14 protein-coding genes are annotated in these 16,698 nt (G+C 70.5%); 11 read left to right on the top strand and 3 right to left on the bottom strand.

The features are described 5' to 3' along the window. Positions 1-7 precede the first annotated feature (7 nt). Together IE307_RS02680 and IE307_RS02685 are read left to right on the top strand one after the other, a co-directional pair. Positions 8-2,308, top strand: coding sequence for a beta-xylosidase/alpha-l-arabinosidase (locus tag IE307_RS02680; RefSeq protein WP_191295807.1), 2,301 nt, complete (start codon positions 8-10; stop codon positions 2,306-2,308). Between the two features lie 67 nt (positions 2,309-2,375). Continuing rightward, positions 2,376-3,374 (top strand): TerC/Alx family metal homeostasis membrane protein, encoded by a 999-nt coding sequence (locus IE307_RS02685; RefSeq protein WP_191295808.1) that lies wholly within the window; start codon positions 2,376-2,378, stop codon positions 3,372-3,374. Positions 3,375-3,377: 3 nt separating this feature from the next. Here IE307_RS02685 and IE307_RS02690 read toward each other — a convergent pair whose 3' ends face one another. Continuing rightward, complete coding sequence (locus tag IE307_RS02690; protein ID WP_191295809.1) at positions 3,378-4,562, bottom strand: serine/threonine-protein kinase; 1,185 nt, start codon at positions 4,560-4,562, stop codon at positions 3,378-3,380. A 377-nt stretch (positions 4,563-4,939) separates the two neighbouring features. Between IE307_RS02690 and IE307_RS02695 the strand changes: the two genes are divergently transcribed. Next, a complete protein-coding gene (locus IE307_RS02695; RefSeq protein ID WP_191295810.1) occupies positions 4,940-5,350 on the top strand; it encodes a hypothetical protein in 411 nt (136 codons plus the stop codon). Here the strand turns inward: IE307_RS02695 and IE307_RS02700 are convergent, their stop codons facing one another. Further along, entirely contained in the window at positions 5,351-6,364 is a 1,014-nt protein-coding gene (locus IE307_RS02700) for a LacI family DNA-binding transcriptional regulator (RefSeq protein WP_229904322.1), read from the bottom strand. A 108-nt stretch (positions 6,365-6,472) separates the two neighbouring features. Here IE307_RS02700 and IE307_RS02705 point away from each other — a divergent pair, with 108 nt between their 5' ends. From IE307_RS02705 to IE307_RS02740, 8 genes are read left to right on the top strand one after another with little or no spacing between them, the layout of a single operon-like run. Continuing rightward, positions 6,473-7,987 carry a sugar ABC transporter ATP-binding protein gene (locus tag IE307_RS02705; protein WP_191296466.1) on the top strand — a complete coding sequence of 505 codons (1,515 nt, stop codon included), beginning with the start codon at positions 6,473-6,475 and terminating at the stop codon, positions 7,985-7,987. After that, positions 7,984-9,012: an ABC transporter permease gene (locus IE307_RS02710; RefSeq protein WP_191295811.1), complete on the top strand. Its 1,029-nt coding sequence runs from the start codon at positions 7,984-7,986 to the stop codon at positions 9,010-9,012. The genes IE307_RS02705 and IE307_RS02710 overlap by 4 nt, the downstream gene beginning before the upstream one ends. Next, on the top strand, positions 9,005-9,964 hold the full coding sequence (locus IE307_RS02715; protein WP_191295812.1) for an ABC transporter permease: 960 nt from the start codon (positions 9,005-9,007) through the stop codon (positions 9,962-9,964). The genes IE307_RS02710 and IE307_RS02715 overlap by 8 nt, the downstream gene beginning before the upstream one ends. Continuing rightward, positions 9,961-11,025: a rhamnose ABC transporter substrate-binding protein gene (gene rhaS / locus IE307_RS02720; RefSeq protein WP_229904324.1), complete on the top strand. Its 1,065-nt coding sequence runs from the start codon at positions 9,961-9,963 to the stop codon at positions 11,023-11,025. Before IE307_RS02715 ends, rhaS begins: the two co-directional genes overlap by 4 nt. Before the next feature lies 1 nt (position 11,026). Then, complete coding sequence (locus IE307_RS02725) at positions 11,027-11,338, top strand: L-rhamnose mutarotase (protein WP_191295813.1); 312 nt, start codon at positions 11,027-11,029, stop codon at positions 11,336-11,338. Positions 11,339-11,354: 16 nt separating this feature from the next. After that, a complete protein-coding gene (gene rhaI / locus IE307_RS02730) occupies positions 11,355-12,509 on the top strand; it encodes an L-rhamnose isomerase (protein WP_191295814.1) in 1,155 nt (384 codons plus the stop codon). Further along, a complete protein-coding gene (locus IE307_RS02735; RefSeq protein ID WP_229904325.1) occupies positions 12,509-14,533 on the top strand; it encodes a bifunctional aldolase/short-chain dehydrogenase in 2,025 nt (674 codons plus the stop codon). Before rhaI ends, IE307_RS02735 begins: the two co-directional genes overlap by 1 nt. Then, complete coding sequence (locus IE307_RS02740) at positions 14,530-15,825, top strand: rhamnulokinase (RefSeq protein WP_191295816.1); 1,296 nt, start codon at positions 14,530-14,532, stop codon at positions 15,823-15,825. Before IE307_RS02735 ends, IE307_RS02740 begins: the two co-directional genes overlap by 4 nt. Here the strand turns inward: IE307_RS02740 and IE307_RS02745 are convergent. Then, positions 15,810-16,673, bottom strand: a complete 864-nt coding sequence (locus IE307_RS02745) for a CPBP family intramembrane glutamic endopeptidase (RefSeq protein WP_191295817.1) — start codon at positions 16,671-16,673, stop codon at positions 15,810-15,812. The two genes, IE307_RS02740 and IE307_RS02745, sit on opposite strands and share 16 nt — an antisense overlap. Positions 16,674-16,698 lie beyond the last annotated feature (25 nt).

Raw genomic sequence — 16,698 nt, forward strand, 5'->3', positions numbered from 1 at the left:
TGTTCTCGTGACGACAGAAGCCACCACGCCGGAAGAGGTCTGGCGCGACCCGCACGCACCTGTGGCCGACCGTGTGCGCGACCTCGTCGCCCGCATGACGCCGCAGGAGAAGATCGCGCAGCTGCAGGGGATCTGGGCCGGCATCGACGCCGCCGGCGAGATGGCCCCGCACCAGCACGAGTTCGCCGTGGCACCGCAGGACTTCGACGAGCTGACCCGCCACGGCATCGGCCAGCTCACCCGCGTCTTCGGCACCCGCCCGATCGCACCGGAGGTCGGCGCGCGCACGCTCGCCCGCACCCAGCGGCAGATCATCGAGGCGAGCCGCTTCGGGATTCCCGCCGTGGCGCACGAGGAGTGCCTGACCGGGCTGGCCGCGTGGCAGGCGACGGTGTACCCGTCCCCGCTGTGCTGGGGCGCCACCTTCGAACCGGACCTGGTGCGGCGCATGGCCGCGCGGATCGGCGATTCGATGCGCCGCCTCGGGATCCACCAGGGCCTGGCCCCCGTCCTCGACGTCACGCGCGACCTGCGGTGGGGCCGGGTCGAGGAGACCATCGGAGAGGACCCGCACCTCGTCGGCACGACCGGCGCGGCCTACGTCGAGGGTCTCGAGTCGGCGGGGATCGTGGCCACGCTCAAGCACTTCGCCGGCTACTCCGCCTCCCGCGCCGGGCGCAACCACGCCCCGGTGTCGATGGGGCCGCGCGAGTTCGCCGACGTGGTCCTGCCGCCGTTCGAGATGGCGCTGAAGGCCGGTGCCAGGTCGGTGATGAACTCCTACGCCGACAACGACGGCGTCCCCGCGGCCGCGGACCCGACGCTGCTCACCGACCGGCTGCGCGACGAGTACGGCTTCACCGGCACGGTGGTCGCCGACTACTTCTCGGTGGCGTTCCTGCACAAGCTGCACGCGGTCGCCGCCGGTCGCGAGGACGCGGCCGCACAGGCCCTGTCTGCCGGGATCGACGTCGAACTGCCCACTGTGGACTGCTTCGGCGAACCCCTGCTCGAAGGGCTCTACTTCAACCGGGTGGACGTCGCGGTCGTCGACAGGGCGCTGACCCGCGTGCTGACGCAGAAGATCGAGCTGGGACTGCTCGACCCGGACTACTCCCCCGCGCCCGACGCGAACCTCGACCTGGACGACGCGGAGTCCCGCGACCTCGCCCGCGAGGTGGCCGAGCGCTCGATCGTGTTGCTGCACAACGACGGCGTGCTGCCGCTGGCCGGCAGGCGACTGGCCGTCCTGGGGCCGCGGGCCGACGAGCCCGGCGCGATGATGGGCTGCTACTCGTTCCCGCTGCACGTCGGTGTGCACCACCCGGACGTCGAGATGGGCGTCGAGGTCACCACGGTGCTGGAGGCGTTGCGCGAGGACCACGACGTGGTGTTCGCGCGCGGATGTCCCGTGGTCGGCGGGACCGACGACGAGATCGCCGAGGCCGTCGAGGCCGCGCGGCAGGCGGACGTCTGCGTCGTCGTGCTGGGCGACAAGGCGGGGTTGTTCGGCAACGGCACGTCCGGCGAGGGCTGCGACGTCGCGGACCTGAAGCTGCCCGGCCGGCAGGAGGAACTGCTGGAGGCGGTGCTCGGCACCGGCATGCCGGTGGTGCTCGTGCTGCTGTCGGGCCGGCCCTACGACCTGTCCCGGCAGGCCGACCGGCTCGCCGCCGTCGTGTGCGGTTTCTACCCCGGCCAGGAAGGCGGGGCCGCGCTCGCGGCCGTGCTCGGCGGACGCGTCAACCCGTCCGGCAGGCTCCCGGTCAGCTTCCCGGGCGCCGGTTCGAGCCAGCCCTCGACCTATCTGAGCCCCCAGCTCGGCAGGCGCACCGAGGTCAGCACCGTCGACCCGACGCCGTTGTACCCGTTCGGGCACGGGCTTTCCTACGCGCCCGCCACGTGGGTGACGGCGGGGTGCGAGGAGCGCGAGTGGCCGACCGACGGCGACTGCCGGGTGCACGTGGTCGTGCGCAACGACATGGAGATCCCGACCGCCGAGGTCGTCCAGATCTACCTGCACGACCCGGTCGCGGAGGTCGCCCGGCCCGTCCGGCAGCTCATCGGCGCGGTGAAGGTCGACCTCGCCCCCGGCGAGACCCGCACCGTCACCGCGCGGCTGCACGCGGACCTCACCTCCTACACCGGTCGCGCCGGCCACCGCCAGGTCGACCCCGGCGACGTCGAGCTGCACGTCGGCACGTCCAGCGCGAACATCCACACCGCGCTGAAGCTCACGCTGACCGGGCCCGCCCGGCGGGTCGGGTTCGGCCGCACGACGACACCGGAGTTCACCACGAGTCCTTGACGGCTCTCCCGCCGCCCGCCCGGTAACGTCCACTGCGGACGGACCTGGGCGGGCGGAGGGTGTTGCGGTGCTGGAGATCAGCGGACTGACGTGGGCGGCGACGATCGGGGTGATCGTCGCGCTGCTGGCGGTCGACCTGGTGCTGGCGGCGTGGCGGCCGCACCGGATCGGCTTCCGCGAGGCCAGTCTCTGGTCGGTGTTCTACATCCTCGTCGCCGTCGGCTTCGGCGTGTGGTTCATGAGCACCTACGGCGGCGGGTTCGGCGCGGAGTACTTCGCCGGCTACATCGTCGAGAAGAGCCTGTCGGTCGACAACCTCTTCGTCTTCGTGATCATCATGACGACGTTCCTGGTGCCGGAGGAGCACCAGCACAAGGTGCTGACGTTCGGCATCGTGCTGGCGCTGATCATGCGCGGCATCTTCATCGCCGTCGGCGCGACGCTGTTGTCGTTGTTCTCGTTCATGTTCCTGCTGTTCGGCCTGCTGCTGATCTTCACGGCCGTGCAGCTGTTCCGGCACCGCGACGAGGACCCCGACGTCGAGAACAACGTCGTCGTCAAGACCGCGCGCAAGCTCCTGCCCGTCACGGACGACTACGTCGGCGGCAAGATCTTCACGAAGGTCGACGGCAAGAGGCTCGCCACTCCCCTGTTCGTCGTGCTGGTCGCGATCGGCGGCGTCGACCTGCTCTTCGCGCTCGACTCGATCCCCGCGGTGTTCGGCGTGACCGAGGAGCCCTACATCGTCTTCACCGCCAACGCGTTCGCGCTGCTCGGCCTGCGCGCGTTGTTCTTCCTCGTCAAGGGCCTGCTCGACCGGCTGGTCTACCTCTCGGCCGGGCTCGCGGTCATCCTCGCGTTCATCGGCGTGAAGCTGATCCTGCACTGGGCCCACGTGGACATCTCGGAGAGCGTGCCCGAGGTGCCGACGCCGCTCAGCCTCATCGTGATCATCGCGATCCTGGTCGTCGTCACGGTCGCCAGCCTGATCAAGACCCGCAACGACCCCGCGGCCAAGGCGCACCCCGGCTCGTTGCGCGGGCACCGCGACGAGGAGAAGAAGTAACGGTCAGCCGTGGCCGTGCTTGCCCTTGCCCGGGTTGGCCTTCCCAGGACCGGCCTTCGCGGGTCCGGCCTTGTCCTTGCCGGGCTCGCCCTTGCCGCTGTTGTCCTCGACCGGTCGCACCACGGCCTGCGGAGCCCTGTCCACGGCCTGGACCTGCGGCGGCGCGTCGGCGGGAGTGGTCACCTGCGCCACGACGGGCGTGGGGACGAACTCCCCCGTGCGCGACGGGGTCTGCGTCGAAGCGGGTGCGGTGGTCTCCGGCTGGTCCGCCCCCGTCGCGGTGACGCTGTTCCACGCGCTGAGCCCGGTGCCGATGGCCGAGATCAGCACCACGGCGGACGCGGCCGCGAGCAGTCCGCGGGAACGGGGCTTGGGGACGAGCACGGTCGGCGCGTCGGTCACGGGCGTGCGCAGGGCCTCGGCGCACTCCGCGGCGGACGGGCGGCGGGGCACGCTCAGCGCCGTCATCCTCGACAGCAACCGGACCAGGTCGAACGGCAGGTCGCGCGGCACCGCGGGCGGGCGGTGCAGCCGGGCGACGGCGGCCTCGACCTCCGCGCCCTCGTACTCCCGGCGCCCGGTCAGGCACTCCAGCAGCACCAGGCCCAGCGCGTAGACGTCCACCGCCGCGGTGATCTCCTCACCGCGCACCTGCTCCGGAGAGAGGTAGGCGGCCGTCCCGACGACGTGGCCGGTCCGGGTGAGGCAGGCGTCGTCCGCCATCCGCACGAGGCCGAAGTCGGCGAGGCGCGGGAGGCCGTCGTCGTCGAGGAGGATGTTGGACGGCTTGACGTCGCGGTGCACGAAGCCGCGGGCGTGGACGTGGGCCAGCGCGTCGGCCAGTGCCGCACCGATCCGGCGCACGTCCACGACGGCCATCGGCCCGTTCGAGACGCGGTCGCGCAGGGTCTTGCCCTCGATCAGCTCCAGCACCAGGTACGGCGTCTCCCCGCCAGGATCGGCGTCGTACACCTTGACCAGGCCGGGGTGGGACATCCCCGCGAGCGCGCAGATCTCGTTCTCGATGCGGCGCGAGTCCGAGAGGTCGTCGCCCGGCCGGAACAGCTTGACCGCGACGTCGCGCGCCAGCAACACGTCCGTGGCCCGGCGCACCTCAGCGACACCGCCGGTGCCGAGCACCTCGCCCAGCCGGTACCGGTCGGCGAGCAGAACACTGTCCGACGGCATGAGCAAGGCCTTTCCGTTCGGGCTCGGGACAACCTGTGGGTGCCCACCGGACGGGTGATCCAATCGTGGAGCCTGATCCACCTCGGGTCACCCTGCTGCCCGCATCGGTCGTTTCGCGCCGCCCGGCCGGTCTGAGCAGGACAGATGTAGGACCATCGAGAGAGGACCGTGCGCAGATCGCACCTCGCCGTGCTTGCAGGTGCCCCGGCTGCACGGACCTGTCGTGCGCGAACGGTCCGGGCCGTCACACGAACGTGCCCGCACACGCGGAATGGATTCGCACGACGATCAATGGCCCCTCGCAGCGTTGAACTCCTCGTGGCTAATGTCGGCTTGCGGCCGCATTCCGCTCTTCCACGAGAACGAGGTGAAGAATCGTGCGTGCAATTTCTGCGTTCGTGCTGACCGCGGCGGCGATACTGGCCACCGCATTGCCGGCTTCGGCCGCGCAGGTCGAAGCGGCGGTGGCGGTCCAGCCGCAGGCACGGCTGGAGGCGCGCGGTGCCGCTGTGGTCGTGCCGACGCAGGTGATGTGCCAGAACGGCGCCACCGGGTCGTTGTGGGTGCAGGTCACGCAGAACGTGCGCGGCGAGCTCGCGGTCGGTGACAAGTACACGCCGAGCGTTCCGTGCACCGGCGAACTGCACAAGGTGGACGTGACCGTGGTGTCGCGCACGAAAGCGTTCCGGCAGGGGGTCGCGTTCACTTCCGCCTCGCTGAACGCCTACCTCCCGCCGGACAGTTCCGGCATTGCCGAGGACAACAGGGAAATGCGAATCGTCCGGTAGTCAATTCCGCCGTTTGACCGCGGTGGAAGCGCGGACCACGAGCTCCGGCTGGAACTTCACGTGCCGGTGCTCGTGGTCCGGCTCGTTCTCCGCGAGCAGGAGCTGGGCGGCGGTGCGGCCGAGCTGCTCGCGCGGCTGGCGCACCGACGTCAGCGGCACGGCGGCGGCCGCGGCGAACTCGATGTCGTCGTAGCCGACCACGGCCAGGTCGTCCGGCACGCGCAGGCCCTGCTGCGTCATCGACTGCAGCAGGCCGAGCGCGACCAGGTCGTTGCCGCAGAACGCGGCGGTGGGCCGGCGCGAGGCGGGCAGGCCGACGAGCCTCTCCCCCGCGCCCCGGCCCTCCGCCACCTGCAGGCTCTTCGTCTCCAGGAACGTCAGTGCCTCGGGCGGCAGACCGGCGTTCGCCACCGCCTTCACCGCGCCCTCGCGGCGGTCGCGCACCTGCTGGATGGACAGCGGACCGCCGATCATCGCGATGCGGGTGTGGCCGTTCTCGATCAGGTGCGTCACCGCGAGCTCACCGCCGAGCACGTCGTCCACGGCCACCGAGCAGTGCGCGCCGTCCGTCGCCTCGCGGTCGACCAGCACGACGGGCGTGCCGCGTTCGGCGAGCTGCGCGCTCTCGGCGTCGACCGGGGTGATCAGGATGCCCTCGACGCGCTGCTCGTGCAGCAGCTCCAGGTACTCGCGTTCGCGGCCGCCGTCCGAGGCGCTGTTGCAGAGGAACAGGGCGAGGCCCGCCTCCCGTGCCGCGTCCTCGACACCGCGTGCCACGTCCGTGAAGAACGGGTTCGCCGCGTCGAGCACGACGTAGGCGAGCACCCGGCTGCGGCCCGCCCGCAGCTGGCGCGCGGACTCGTTGCGCACGAAGCCGAGTTCCTCGATCGCGGCCAGGACCCGTTGGCGCGTGGCGGGAGCGACGACGTCGGGCCGGTTCAGCACGTTCGAGACGGTCGCGTTGGACACGCCGGCGTGCTGCGCGACGTCGCGGATGCCCACTGACGGCTTCACCGGCGGCTCCTTTGTTGAAACGTGACAACGAATCGTACCCCGCAAGTCTTGACATGGTGACGCAGCGCACCCAGAGTGCTCGTAACTCAGGCGTTAAAACGTTTCAACATCGAGGAGACGGACGTGGACCGACCTCCGGTGGTGGCACTGGACGAGGTGAGCAAGTCCTTCGGCGCCGTCCGCGCGTTGTCCGGGGTGTCGCTGCGACTGCTGCCCGGCGAGGCCCACGCGCTGCTCGGGGAGAACGGCGCCGGCAAGTCGACGCTGATCAAGACGCTCGCCGGGGTCCACCGCCCGGACGCGGGCCAGGTGCTCCTCGACGAGGTGCCGCAGCGGTTCTCCGGTCCCGCCGACGCCCTGGCCGCGGGCATCGCGATCATCTACCAGGAACCCACGCTGTTCGGCGACCTGTCGGTGGCCGAGAACGTGTTCATGGGCCGTCAGCCGCTCGGGTTCGGCCGCCGCATCGACGTCGCCTCGATGCACGCCCGCACCTCGGAGTTGTTCTCCCGCCTGGGAGTGCGGCTCGACCCGGCCCGTCCCGCACGCGGACTGTCCATTGCGGACCAGCAACTCGTGGAGATCGCCAAGGCGCTGTCGTTCGACGCCCGCGTGATCGTCATGGACGAGCCGACCGCCGCCCTGTCCGCGCACGAGGTGCGACGGCTTTTCGGTGTGGTGCAGGCGTTGCGTGCGCAGGACGCGGCCGTGCTGTTCGTCTCGCACCGGTTGAACGAGGTCTTCGAACTGTGTCAGCGCGCCACGGTGTTGCGCGACGGCGAGTTCGTCTGGTCCGGCCCGCTGGACGACGAGACACCGGACTCGTTGGTGCGCAGGATGGTCGGCCGTGAACTCTCGCAGCTCTTCCCCAAGGAGGACACGACCGCGGGCGAGGTGTTGCTGTCCGTGCAACGACTCACCCGTGAAGGCGTGTTCACCGACGTGTCGTTCGACGTCCGCGCGGGCGAGATCGTGGCTCTGTCAGGACTTGTGGGTGCCGGACGCAGCGAGGTCGCGCGAGCCGTGTTCGGCATCGACCGCCCGGACGGCGGATTCGCCTCCGTGCGGGGCAAGCGGCTGAAGCACGGCTCCCCCACCGCCGCGATGGCCGCGGGCATCGGCTTCGTGCCGGAGGACCGCCGCCAGCAGGGACTGGTGATGGACGCGTCGATCGAACGCAACACCGCGCTCGCCTCACTGGGCCGGCTGTCGAAGTTCGGATTGTTGCGGCGCAGTTCGGAACGCGCCCTGGCGCAGGACTGGGCGGTGCGGCTGCGGCTCAAGTTCTCGCGGCTGAGCGACCCCGTCGGCGTGCTGTCCGGCGGCAACCAGCAGAAGGTCGTGCTGGCGAAGTGGCTGGCGCGCAAGCCGTCCGTGCTCATCGTCGACGAACCGACGCGCGGCATCGACGTCGGCACGAAGGCCGAGGTGCACCGGCTGCTGTCGGAGCTGGCCGGGCAGGGCGTGGCGGTGCTGATGATCTCGTCGGAGCTGCCGGAGGTGCTCGGCATGGCCGACCGCGTCCTGGTGATGCACGAAGGGCGGCTGGTGCGGGAACTGTCCCGCGCCGAGGCGACCGAGGAACGGGTGGCCCTGGCCGCCGCGGGACAGGTGGACTCATGACCGCTGTGACGTCCTCCCGCCGCACCGCCGCCCGCCGCCTCTCCACCCGCGTCGGCCGGGTCCGCGAACTCGGCATCGTCGTGGCCCTCGCCCTGGTCGTCATCCCCACGGCGATCGTCAACCCGCGGTTCATCCAGCCCCAAAGCCTCCGCGACCTGCTCCTCAACGCCTCGATCGTCGCCCTTCTCGCGGTGGGTCAGACGCTCGTCGTCGTCACCCGCAACGTCGACCTGTCCGTCGGCTCGGTCCTGGGCCTGTCCGCGTTCCTCACCGCCCAGCACTTCGCCGACAACCCCGGCACACCGCTCGTGCTGGGCATCGGCTTCGGCGTCGCCGTCGGACTGGCGTGCGGACTGCTCAACGGCCTGCTGGTGGCGCTGGGCAACGTTCCCAGCCTCGTGGTCACGCTCGGCACGCTGTACGTGTTCCGCGGTGTCGACTTCGCGCTCGCACAGGGCAAGCAGGTCAACGCCTCCAACCTCCCCGACGCCCTGCTGGACCTCGGCAGCGCCCGCGTCCTCGGCGTCCCGGTCCTCGTGCTGATCACCCTCGTCGTCATCGTGGTGGCGGCCGTCTACCTGAAGTCGTACCGGTCCGGCCGCGAGCTGTACGCGATCGGCTCGAACCCGGAGGCCGCGACCCTCGCGGGCATCCCGGTCGCGAAGCGGACGCTGACCACGTTCGTCCTCTCCGGACTGGTCGCCGGTCTGGCCGGTGCGCTGTGGGTGGCCCGGTACGGCACGGTCGACGCGGCCGCGGGCACCGGGCTCGAACTCCAGGTCGTCGCGGCGGTCGTCGTCGGCGGCGTCGCGATCTTCGGTGGTTCCGGCACGGTGACCGGTGCCGCTCTCGGCGCGCTGCTGCTCGGCACGATCACGAGTTGCCTGGTGGTGCTGCAGATCCCCGCGTTCTGGCAGCAGGCGATCGCGGGCGCGTTGCTGCTCAGCGCGATCACCGTCGACCGGCTCCTCGCACTGCGACTGGCGAAAGCGCTGCGCACCTCCGAAGGGACCAGCCATGCGTAACCTCCTGCGGTGGGAGACCGCGCTGGTGTTCCTGCTGGTCGTCGTCGCGCTGACCGGCCAGGTCAGCACGGACGGCTCGTTCCTGTCCGGCGGCAACCTCTTCTACCTCGGCCTCGACATCGGCGAGATCGCGCTGATCGCCCTGCCGCTCACCCTCGTGATCGTGGCGGGCGAGATCGACCTGTCCGTCGCGTCGGTGCTCGGCCTGTCCAGCGCGTTGATCGGCTGGCTGTGGAACGCCGGGTGGTCGCTCGAGACGATCATCCCGACCGTCATCGTGGCCGGCGCGGTGTGCGGGGCGGTCAACGGGCTGCTGGTCACGCGCCTGGGACTGCCCTCGCTGGCCGTCACCATCGGCACCTTGGCGCTCTACCGGGGTCTCGCGCTGGTCGTCCTGGGCGACACCGCGGTCGCCGACTTCCCGGCGAGCTACACGTCGTTCGGCACGACCCCGGTGCCCGGCACGGACATCCCGTACCCCATCGTGCTGGCCGCCGTGCTCGCCGTGCTGTTCGGTGTCGCGCTGCACGCCAGTTCGTTCGGCCGGTCCGTCTACGCGATCGGCGCCAACGAGGAGGGTGCGCGCTTCTCCGGCATTCGGGTCAAGCGCGTGAAGCTCTCGCTGTTCGTGCTCGCCGGAGCCGTGGCCGCGATCGCCGGCATCGTCTACACGTTCCGCTTCTCGAGCGCCCGCGCGGACAACGGCCTCGGGCTCGAACTGGCCGTCGTCGCCGCCGTGCTGCTCGGCGGTGTGTCCATCTTCGGCGGCAAGGGCACGTTGTTCGGCGTGCTCGCGGGCGTGCTGCTGCTGGGCGGCCTGCGCAACCTCCTGATCCTGCAGGACACCTCGACCGAGGTCCTCACCATCGTCACCGGCCTGCTCCTGCTGGTGAGCGTGCTCGCCCCGTCCGTCACCCGTCGCGTCGCAAGTCTCAGAAAGGCAGCGCCATGAACACACGCTTAGCGCTCACCCTGGTGATGTCCGGGGTCCTCGCGCTCACCGCCTGCGGTGGTGGCACCACGAAGGACAGCGCCGGTGACCAGACCGGCGGCGCCACGAACGCCGCGAAGGGCGACCCGAACGCGGCGCTCAAGGAAGGTCTGAAGATCACCTTCCTGCCCAAGCAGGTCAACAACCCGTACTTCACGGTGGCTCAGAAGGGTGCTGAGCAGGCGGGCACGGCGATCAAGGCCGAGGTCAAGCCGACCGGGCCGTCCGACGCCGCGGCGAGTTCGCAGGTCACCTACATCAACACCGCCGCGCAGCAGAAACAGGACGCGCTGGTGATCTCGGCGAACGACGCCAACGCCGTCGCGCCGGCGTTGAAGAGCGCCCGGCAGCAGGGTCTGAAGGTCGTCACGTTCGACTCGGACGCCGCTCCGGACGCGCGGGACGTGTTCATCAACCAGGCCACGTCGAACGAGATCGCGGCCGGCCAGGTGAAGCTGATCAGCGAGGCGGTCGGCGGGTCCGGTGAGATCGCGATCCTGTCCGCGACTCCCAACGCCACCAACCAGAACGCGTGGATCGAGGTCATGAAGACCGAGCTCGCGAAGCCCGAGTACTCGGGCCTCAAACTCGTGGAGACCGCGTACGGCAACGACGACGACCAGACGTCGTTCCAGAAGACCCAGGGCCTCCTGCAGGCGCACCCGAACCTCAAGGGCATCATCTCGCCGACCACCGTCGGTGTCGCGGCCGCCGCCCGGTACCTCAGCTCGTCCGAGTACAAGGGCAAGGTCCAGCTGACCGGTCTCGGCACGCCGAACCAGATGCGCAAGTTCGTGCAGGACGACACCGTGAAGTCGTTCGCGCTGTGGGACCCGAGCAAGCTCGGCTACCTCGCCACCTACACCGCGGCCGCGCTCGCGTCCGGGCAGATCACCGGTGCGGAGGGCGAGAAGTACAAGGCCGGTGAGCTCGGCGACTACACGATCGGCGCCAAGGGCGAGGTCGTGCTCGGCCCGCCGACGGTGTTCACCAAGGACAACATCGACAAGTTCGACTTCTGACGTGCGCGTCTGCTTCACCTTGCGGGTCCGCCCCGATCGTCTCGACGAGTACCGGGCGCGGCACCGCGAGGTGTGGCCGGAGATGCGGGCCGCCCTCAGCGACGCGGGATGGCGCAACTACAGCCTCTTCCTCGCCGGGGACGGTCTGCTCATCGGCTACCTCGAGTGCGACGACTTCGACGCGGCGCTCGCCGAGATGGCGCGCACCGAGGTGAACGCGCGGTGGCAGGACGAGATGGCGGAGTTCTTCGTCGGCGACGGCAACGCCGACGAGCGGATGACGCCGCTCGACGAGGTCTTCCACCTCGACTGAGTTTGTGGGGAGAACAATGAGTGTCAAGGACGCGTTGCGCGAGCAGCGGATCGAGACGCCGTCGTGGGCGTACGGCAACTCCGGCACCCGGTTCAAGGTGTTCGCGCAGCAGGGAGTTCCGCGCACGCCGTACGAGAAGATCGACGACGCCGCGGTCGTGCACCGCCTCACCGGCGTCGCGCCGACCGTCGCGTTGCACATCCCGTGGGACAAGGTCGACGACTACGGCAAGCTGGCGGAGTACGCACGGGATCGCGGTGTCGCGCTCGGGGCCATCAACTCCAACGTGTTCCAGGACGACGACTACAAGCTCGGCAGCGTCTGCCACCCGGACGCGGCGGTGCGGCGCAAGGCCCTCGGGCACCTGCTCGAGTGCGTGGACATCATGGACGCCACGGGGTCGCGCGATCTGAAGCTGTGGTTCGCGGACGGCCTGAACTACCCCGGCCAGGACAACATCCGGGAGCGGCAGGACCGGCTCGCCGAGGCGTTGCGGGAGACGTACTCGCGGCTCGGCGCGGACCAGCGGATGTTGCTGGAGTACAAGCTCTTCGAGCCCGCGTTCTACGTGACCGACGTGCCGGACTGGGGCACGGCGTTCGCGCACTGCCAGCAGCTGGGCGACCGGGCGCAGGTCGTGATCGACACCGGGCACCACGCCCCCGGCACGAACATCGAGTTCATCGTGTCGTTCCTGCTGCGGGCCGGGAAGCTCGGCGCGTTCGACTTCAACTCGCGCTTCTACGCCGACGACGACCTGATGGTCGGGGCGGCCGACCCGTTCCAGCTGTTCCGGATCATGCACGAGATCGTGCTCGCCGACGCGCTCAAGCCGGCGGCCGGCATCGCGTTCATGCTCGACCAGTGCCACAACCTGGAACCGAAGATCCCGGCGATCATCCGGTCGGTGCTCAACGTCCAGGAGGCCACGGCGAAGGCCCTCCTGGTCGACCAGGAGGCGTTGTCCGCCGCCCAGCAGGCCGGTGACGTGCTGGAGGCCAACGCCGCGTTGATGGACGCCTACAACACCGACGTGCGGCCGCTTCTGCGCGAGCTGCGCGAGGACATGGGGCTCGACCCCGACCCGATGGCCGCGTACCGGCGGTCCGGGTACGCCGAGCAGATCGTCCGCGAACGAGTCGGTGGCGAGGCCGCCGGGTGGGGTGCGTGATGGAGCAGGTCGAAGCGCTGCTGGGCCGGAGCAACCGGCTCGGCGCCGATCCGCGCAACACCAACTACGCGGGTGGCAACACCTCGGCCAAGGGGGCCGTGACCGACCCCGTCACCGGACAGCCCGTGGACCTGATGTGGGTCAAGGGATCCGGTGGGGACCTGGGCACCCTGCGGGAGTCCGGGCTGGCCGTCCTGCGGCTCGACCGGCTGCGCGCGCTCACCGGGGTCTACCCGGGAGTGGAGCACGAGGACGAGATGGTCGCCGCGTTCGACTTCTGCCTGCACGGCAAGGGAGGCGCGGCACCGTCGATCGACACGGCCATGCACGGTCTCGTGGACGCGGCGCACGTCGACCACCTGCACCCGGACGCCGGCATCGCGTTCGCGACGGCCGCCGACGGTGAGGCGCTGGTCAAGGCGTGCTTCGGCGACCGCGTGGCGTGGGTGCCGTGGCGGCGGCCCGGTTTCCAGCTGGGACTGGACATCGCGGCGATCAGGCGCGACCACCCGCAGGCGATCGGCGTGGTCCTGGGCGGGCACGGCATCACCGCGTGGGGCGCGACGAGCGAGGAGTGCGAGGCCCACTCGCTGGAGATCATCAAGACCGCCCAGCGCTACCTCGACGACAACGGCCGCGCCGAGCCGTTCGGCCCGGTGGTGCACGAAGCGCTGTCGTCGGAGGATCGACGGCTCCGGGCTGCCGAGCTGGCGCCGGTGATCCGCGGCCTGGCCTCGACGGACAGCCCGCAGGTCGGTCACTTCACCGACTCCGGGGTGGTGCTGGACTTCCTGTCTCGGGAACGGCATCCCGAACTGGCCGCGCTCGGCACGTCGTGCCCCGACCACTTCCTGCGTACCAAGGTCCGCCCGCTGGTGGTCGACCTGCCTCCGAGTGCGCCCCTGGAAGACGTCGTGGAGCGCTTGGCGCAGCTGCACGCCGCCTACCGCGAGGACTACCGGGCTTACTACGAGCGGCACGCCGAGCCGGACAGCCCGCCGATGCGCGGAGCGGACCCGGCCGTCGTGCTGGTGCCGGGCGTCGGCATGTTCAGCTTCGGCCGCGACAAGCAGACCGCGCGGGTCGCCGGAGAGTTCTACGTGAACGCGATCAACGTGATGCGGGGGGCCGAATCGGTCTCGCGGTACGCGCCGATCGAGGAGCGCGAGAAGTTCCGCATCGAGTACTGGGCGCTCGAGGAGGCCAAGCTGCGGCGAATGCCGAAGCCCAAGCCGCTCGCCACCCGCGTCGCGCTCGTCACCGGCGGCGGATCGGGCATCGGCAGGGCCGTGGCCGTCCGACTGGCTGCGGAGGGCGCGTGCGTCGTGGTCGCCGACCGCGACGGTGACGCGGCACGTGAGGTCGCCGCGCAGATCGGTTCCGCAGACGTGGCCGTGGCGGTGACCGTCGACGTCACCGACGCTTCCGGCATCGCCGAGGCGTTCCGCGCGGCGTCGCTCGCGTTCGGCGGCGTGGACCTCGTCGTCAACAACGCGGGCCTGTCGATCTCCAAGCCTCTCGCGGAGACCACCGAGGCCGACTGGGACCTGCAGCACGACGTGATGGCCAAGGGCTCGTTCCTGGTGTCGCAGCAGGCGGCCAAGGTCATGCGCGCACAGGGCATGGGCGGCGACGTCGTCTACATCTCCAGCAAGAACGCGGTGTTCGCCGGCCCGAACAACGTGGCGTACGGGGCGGCCAAGGCCGACCAGGCGCACCAGGTGCGGTTGCTGGCAGCTGAACTCGGCGAGGACGGCATCCGCGTCAACGGCATCAACCCCGACGGCGTGGTCCGCGGCTCCGGCATCTTCGCCGGCGGCTGGGGAGCACAGCGCGCCGCCGTCTACGGCGTGCCCGAGGAGGAACTCGGCGCGTTCTACGCCCAGCGCACCCTGCTCAAGCGCGAGGTGCTGCCCGAACACGTGGCCGCCGCGGTGTTCGCGCTGACAGCAGGCGACCTGTCGCTCACGACCGGCCTGCACGTGCCCGTCGACGCGGGCGTAGCAGCGGCCTTCCTGCGATGACAGCGGTCGCGGCGGTCGACCTCGGTGCGTCCAGCGGCCGGGTGGTGCGCGGGGTCGTCACCGACGGCGGCGTGCACGTCGAGGAGGTGCACCGGTTCGCCAACGGACCGGTGCACGTGGGCGACCGGCTGCACTGGGACGTCCGCCGGCTCCACCGGGAGGTGCTGACCGGGCTGGGGCTCGCCGGTGAGATCGCCGGCATCGGCATCGACAGCTGGGCGGTCGACTACGGCCTGCTCGACGCCTCGGGCGAACTGCTCGCCGATCCCGTGCACTACCGCGACTCCCGCACCGACGGCATCAAGCCCGCCGACGGGCTCTACGAGGTCAACGGGCTGCAGTTCCAGCCGTTCAACACCATGTTCCAGCTCATGGCCGAACCGCTGCTCCCCCAGGCCTCCCAGCTCCTGCTCATCCCGGACCTGATCTCCTACTGGCTCACCGGCGAGCGCGGCGCCGAGTACACCAACGCGACCACGACCGGGCTGATCGACGTCCGAACAGGACAGTGGTCGCCCGAGCTCACCCGTGACCTGCCGGGCATTCTGCCCGCGCTGCGCCACCCCGGTGATCCGGCCGGTGTCTTCGGGGGTGTTCCCGTCACGGCCGTCGGCTCGCACGACACCGCGTCCGCCGTGGTCGCCGTGCCTGCCTCGTCCGAGCACTTCGCCTACATCTCCTGCGGCACCTGGTCTTTGGTGGGTGTCGAGCTGGACTCCCCGGTGGTGACCGAGGAGAGCAGGGCCGCCAACTTCACCAACGAGGGCGGTGTCGACGGCACGATCCGCTACCTCCGCAACGTGATGGGCCTGTGGTTGTTGCAGGAATGCCTGCGAACGTGGAACGCCGACCTGGGACCGCTGCTGCGGGAGGCCGCTACAGCCACGGGATCGGTCTTCGACCCCAACGACCCGGTGTTCCTCCCGCCCGGCGACATGCCCGCCCGGATCGAGCGGTGGTGCGGGAAGAGCATGTCCAGGCCGGAGATCGTGCGGTCCGTCCTGGACAGTCTCGCGTTCGCCCACCGTGACGCCATCGCGGACGCACAACGGTTGTCGGGCAAGGAAGTCGACGTCGTGCACGTGGTCGGCGGCGGTTCGCACAACGAGTTGTTGTGCCAGCTCACCGCCGACGCGTGCGGTCTGCCCGTGGTGGCGGGGCCGGCGGAGGCCACGGCGTTGGGGAACGTTCTGGTGCAGGCACGTGCGGCGGGCGCGGTGCACGGCACGCTGGCGGACCTGAGGAAGCTGGTCCGGCAGTCGCAGCCGCTGCGGCGCTACTCGCCCCGCTGAACCCTCGGCTGGATCTGCCCGGCGCGGGCAGCCCGGCGCAGCATCAGCACGGTGGCCGCCGAGCAGACCAGTAGCGCCAGCAAGCTGGCCTCCGGGCCGAACGTCCCGCCGGTGAGCACCGTCGGACCGGACAGGGTGGTGCGCAGCAGTCCGTCGGGCACGTCGTTCGACCCGGACACCGCGATGCCGAAGAGGCCGGCGTGGGTGAAGTTCCAGGCGAAGTGCAGCCCGATCGGGAACCACAGCGACCTGGTCAGCACGTACGCCGCGGCCAGCATCGCGCCGCCGGTGAGCCCGATCGCGAGCGCTCCCCACAGCGTGGCGTTGACGTTGACCAGGTGCGTCGCGCCGAACAGCAACGAGGACAGGACCAGCGAGATCACCGTTCCGGCCCGCTCCTCCAGGATGCGGAAGAGCACACCGCGGAACAGAACCTCCTCCATGGTCGCAACGCTCAACATCATCCCGACGAGCCCCAGGGCACCGAAGAAGGAGTTCCACGACAGCGCGTCCAGGCCGCCGAACACCGCGATCAGCAGCATCATGGCGCAGAACAGCCCGAAGCCGAGCAACGCGCCCCTGCTCAGCCCCGGCCACCGGTCCCGCGCCGCGAGCTCCGGCACGTCGTCCCGCTCCTCGACCTTCCGCGAGAGCCGGCGGTAACAGGCGATCCCCGCGACGGCGAGTCCGACGCCGACGGGCAGTGCCAGCAGGGGAACCGGCGCGACGAGGGTGTCGATGCCGACCACCGCCAGCATCACCGCGAACAGCGAGACGAAGAGGACCGGGAACCTGAACCGGCGCAACGACCTGACGGGGGAACGGCTGTCCTCGGGGCTTGGCTTCATGTCTCCGGCTTCCTGAGTCGTTTGC

Origin of the sequence: Lentzea cavernae (assembly GCF_014653695.1) — a bacterium.
Taxonomy (GTDB): Bacteria; Actinomycetota; Actinomycetes; order Mycobacteriales; family Pseudonocardiaceae; genus Lentzea; species Lentzea cavernae.

Excerpts from the sequence above, each read along its gene's own strand:
- IE307_RS02690 (WP_191295809.1), bottom strand. The coding sequence starts at position 4,562 with ATGCCGTCGGACAGTGTTCTGCTCGCCGACCGGTACCGGCTGGGCGAG.
- IE307_RS02710 (WP_191295811.1), top strand. The coding sequence starts at position 7,984 with ATGACCGCTGTGACGTCCTCCCGCCGCACCGCCGCCCGCCGCCTCTCC.
- IE307_RS02715 (WP_191295812.1), top strand. The coding sequence starts at position 9,005 with ATGCGTAACCTCCTGCGGTGGGAGACCGCGCTGGTGTTCCTGCTGGTC.
- rhaS (WP_229904324.1), top strand. The coding sequence starts at position 9,961 with ATGAACACACGCTTAGCGCTCACCCTGGTGATGTCCGGGGTCCTCGCG.
- rhaI (WP_191295814.1), top strand. The coding sequence starts at position 11,355 with ATGAGTGTCAAGGACGCGTTGCGCGAGCAGCGGATCGAGACGCCGTCG.
- IE307_RS02735 (WP_229904325.1), top strand. The coding sequence starts at position 12,509 with ATGGAGCAGGTCGAAGCGCTGCTGGGCCGGAGCAACCGGCTCGGCGCC.
- IE307_RS02740 (WP_191295816.1), top strand. The coding sequence starts at position 14,530 with ATGACAGCGGTCGCGGCGGTCGACCTCGGTGCGTCCAGCGGCCGGGTG.
- IE307_RS02745 (WP_191295817.1), bottom strand. The coding sequence starts at position 16,673 with ATGAAGCCAAGCCCCGAGGACAGCCGTTCCCCCGTCAGGTCGTTGCGC.